The 3,741-nt window shown below is 72.3% G+C and carries 3 protein-coding genes; all 3 read left to right on the forward strand.

The window, feature by feature from the left end; translation table 11 throughout:
* Positions 1–275 precede the first annotated feature (275 nt).
* The 3 genes from FNQ90_RS15650 to FNQ90_RS15660 all read left to right on the forward strand — a co-directional run bounded on the left by FNQ90_RS15650 (position 276) and on the right by FNQ90_RS15660 (position 3,583).
* On the forward strand, positions 276–2,189 hold the full coding sequence (locus FNQ90_RS15650) for a VanW family protein (RefSeq protein WP_323379989.1): 1,914 nt from the start codon (positions 276–278) through the stop codon (positions 2,187–2,189).
* Between the two features lie 399 nt (positions 2,190–2,588).
* Positions 2,589–2,921 (forward strand): twin-arginine translocation signal domain-containing protein, encoded by a 333-nt coding sequence (locus FNQ90_RS15655; RefSeq protein ID WP_182606948.1) that lies wholly within the window; start codon positions 2,589–2,591, stop codon positions 2,919–2,921.
* On the forward strand, positions 2,921–3,583 hold the full coding sequence (locus tag FNQ90_RS15660) for a LysM peptidoglycan-binding domain-containing protein (protein WP_143622571.1): 663 nt from the start codon (positions 2,921–2,923) through the stop codon (positions 3,581–3,583). Before FNQ90_RS15655 ends, FNQ90_RS15660 begins: the two co-directional genes overlap by 1 nt.
* Positions 3,584–3,741: the final 158 nt, after the last annotated feature.

A 3,741-nucleotide genomic window follows, 5' to 3' on the forward strand; every position in this document is an offset into this window, starting at 1 on the left:
TCCCCTCACCGCGTTCCGCGTTCTTCCCCTCCCGTCCGTCCCCGCCTTTTCACCCGCCTTCCGGCGCTTTCCCGTGAATCGGCGGATTCCTCCCGATGCCGGCGATCCCGGGCATTTGCAGCGAAGTGACCGAATGCACCCCGAGTTCCCTTTCGTCGCCCCGACCTCGCTTTGCTAACCTGCGACGAGTCGGGCCCGGGGCGTCGGTCGGCACGGCACCACCGCACAGCGCCCGTCCGGGACCGACCCACCCGCCATCCGCCCGAGGGAGTCCCGTGTCGCACGCGCCGCCACCACCCGCCGAGCCGCCTCGCATACCGGAGCGTCCCGCGTGGGATCCACCCCGGGCGGAGCCGGAGGTCCCGGGTGAGGCCGGTGGGCCCGGTGACCGCGACCGGCGTCCCGGCGCGCTGGAACGATTCGCCGCGCTTCCCCGCCCCGCCGTGATCGGCGGAGTGGTGGCCCTGGGCATCGGTGGAGCACTGCTGATCGGCTCCTTCATCGGGGGCGACACCATCGCCCCCGGCACCACCGTCAACGGGGTGGACATCGGCGGGCTCTCCCCGGCCGCCGCCGAGGAGCGACTCGCGGAGGAGCTGGGTCCCGCCGCCGAGGAACCCATCGAGATCGTCATCGCCTCCCCCGACGGGGCCGACGAGGGTTCCGGCCCTCTCGAACTGGACCCGACGGCCGCCGGTCTGGCCCCCGACTTCGCGGCGACCGTGGAGCGGGCCGACCGCCCCACTCTGCTGGGACGTGTGCTGGGTCGCACGGGGGGCGAGCTGGACCCCGTGGTGACCGTGGAGGAGGAGCGGGCCCGCGGGGAGCTGGCCGCGCTCGGCGAGGAGGGCGGTACCGAGCTCCGCGAGGGCGCCATCTCCTTCGAGGAGGGCGAGCCCGTGGTGACCGAACCGGTCGCCGGGACCGCGCTGGACGTGGATGGGGCCCTGCGGGAGATCCGGTACGCCTATCTCAACGATTCCGTCGAACGGCCGGTGGAACTGCCGATCGAGCAGGCGCGACCGTTGACCGACGAGGCGGAGATCGAGCGGGCGCTGAGGGAGTTCGCCGAGCCGGCCATGTCCGCCCCGGTGACCCTGACCGCCGGCGGGGAGAGCGTTTCGGTGCCCCCGACCGTGCTCGGGGATCATCTGCGCATGGAGGCCGAGGGGGACGGCACCCTGGTGCCGGAGCTGGACGGAGCCGCCCTGGCCGGGGACCCGTCCTTCCTCTCCGCCACCGAGGGGATCGTGCAGCAGCCGCGCGACGCCGTGCTGGGGCTGGACGGGGAGAACGTGGTGGTCCGCGAGGACGCCCGGATCGGTCGCGAGCTGGACGCCGATCGCCTCACCGACACGATCCTGCCCCTCCTCACCGAGGAGGGAACGGCGCGTTCGGCCGAGGCGCCGGTCAAGGAGACCGAGCCGCGGCTGACGGCCGACAACCTGGACGAGCTGGGCATCACCGAGCAGATGTCCTCGTTCACCATCAACTTCGACCCCGCCCCCTACCGGATCACCAACATCGGGCGTGCGGCCGAACTGATCAACGGTTCGTTGGTGATGCCCGGCGAGATCTGGAGTTTCAACGAGACGGTCGGGGAGCGGACCGAGGAGAACGGCTTCGTCGAGGGCATCATCATCCTCGACGACCAGTACCAGACGGCCGCCGGCGGCGGCGTCTCGGCGGTGGCGACGACGATGTTCAACGCCGTCTTCTTCGCGGGCGTGAAGCCCGTGGAGTACGGGGCGCACTCCTTCTACATCGAGCGCTACCCCGAGGGCCGGGAGGCCACCGTGGCCTGGGGCCACCTGGACAACCGCTTCGAGAACGACTCGGGCAACGCGGTCTACATCCTGGCGAGCTCCACTGACACCTCGGTGACCATCACCTTCCTGGGGACCAGGAAGTACGACGAGATCGAATCGGTGACCGGCCCCCGGACCAACGTGGTGGAGCCGGCCACCCGGGAGGGCGTGGCCGACGACTGCGTGCCGCAGCCGCCCCTGGAGGGGTTCGACGTCGAGGTCGAGCGGGTGTTCAAGAACGGCGGCGAGGAGGTGAAGCGGGAGTCCTATCGAACCCGCTACACCCCACGCGACGAGGTGGTCTGCGAGGACTCCGGCGGTGCCTCGGCCGGTGCCGCCGAGGCGGCGGCCGACGGCGAGGCCGCCGAGGCCGAGGAGTGAGCACGACCGCGCGGTGAGGGGCGCACGACGAGCCGGGGCGGGGTCCGATCGGACCCCGCCCCGGGCGTTTCGGCGCGCCGATCGGGCACGCGCCCGGTGGAGCCCCCCTCCGGTCGTGACGACGGCGGGTCGCTTCCCTCCCCTGTGCCCGGATCCCCCTGCGGGTGCTCGACCAGAAGAGGGGATTCGGGTGATTCCGCCACCCTTTCGCGTTAGTCCCTCCCCCTGCGCGCATGACCGCCGAACCATCGGGGCACAGACGCCGACACCGGAATACGGATATACCTCACGATTCATCAAAATCCCGGCATGTCGGCCGGTCGGCGCCCCGGGGCCGCGATCGACGGTCCGCGCCCCACAGGTCACGGGCCGTCGCGTGTCGCGCACGAAGGAGGAGTGTTGTCCGAGACCACCCGACGGGGATTCCTCGGCCTGGCCGCCGCCACCGCGGGAGCCGGCGTCGCCCTGCCCGTCATCACCGTCTCCGGCGCGTTCGCCGCCGGAGCCGACGCCCCGTCACCCCCGGTGCCGGAGGCCGTCGGGGCCGGCGCCCCACCGCCCGCCGCCGGCACGGAGGCACCGGGGGCCGGGGTCGTCACCCGGGCCGACCACCCCAACGCCGAGTTCGCCCCGGACGGCTGGCCCGGGGACCACCCCGAGCCGCTCAACGCCGCGGTCTCCTGCTCCCTGCCCGAGGGCTTCGACACCGACGGCGGGGAGGTGCTCGACTGATGGCGGTCTTCGTCTCCCGCGCGCAGTGGGGTGCCCGGCAACCCACCGGTCGCAGCACCCAGATCACCCCGGAGCGGGGTGGGGTGACCATCCATCACGTGGGCGGCTCGCGAATCGCACGCGCCTCCCACTCCGACTGCGCCGCGCAGGTGCGCGGCATCCAGCGCCAGCACATGGAGGGCAACGGCTGGGCCGACATCGCCTACAGCCACCTGACCTGCGTGCACGGATACGTCTTCGAGGGACGCGGCGAGGGGGTGCGCACCGCGGCCAACGGCACCAACACCGCCAACCAGAACTGGTACGCCGTCTGCGGGCTGGTCGGTGGCTCCTCCTCCGCCTACGACACCGTCACGGCGGATCTGGTGGACGCCTTTCACCTGGCCATCGCCCGACTGCGGAGTCAGGGGGGCGCCGCCCGGGCGATCAACGGTCATCGCAACCAGTTGGCCACCGAGTGCCCCGGAAATCTCTACCGGTACGTGCAGGACGGCTCCCTGGAGCCACCCGGCGGCCGAACCCACACCGTGCGGGAGGGGGAGACGCTCTACGCCATCGGTCGGCGGTACGGCGTGCCGTGGCAGCGAATCGCGGAGGTGAACGGCATCACCTCGCCGTACACCATCTTCGCCGGTCAGGTGCTGATCATCCCGGATTCCTGAGCACCGACTCCGCCGGGGCGCCGCGACGGGCCCGGACGCGGCGCCCCGGCGGGGTCGCCTCAGCCGAGGTCCGAGGCGATCGCCCTTCCCGCCACCCGGCCGGAGAACAGACAACCCCCCAGGAAGGTTCCCTCCAACGCGCGGTAACCGTGCATCCC

Origin of the sequence: Streptomyces alkaliphilus (assembly GCF_014141535.1) — a bacterium.
Classification (GTDB): Bacteria; Actinomycetota; Actinomycetes; order Streptomycetales; family Streptomycetaceae; genus Streptomyces; species Streptomyces alkaliphilus.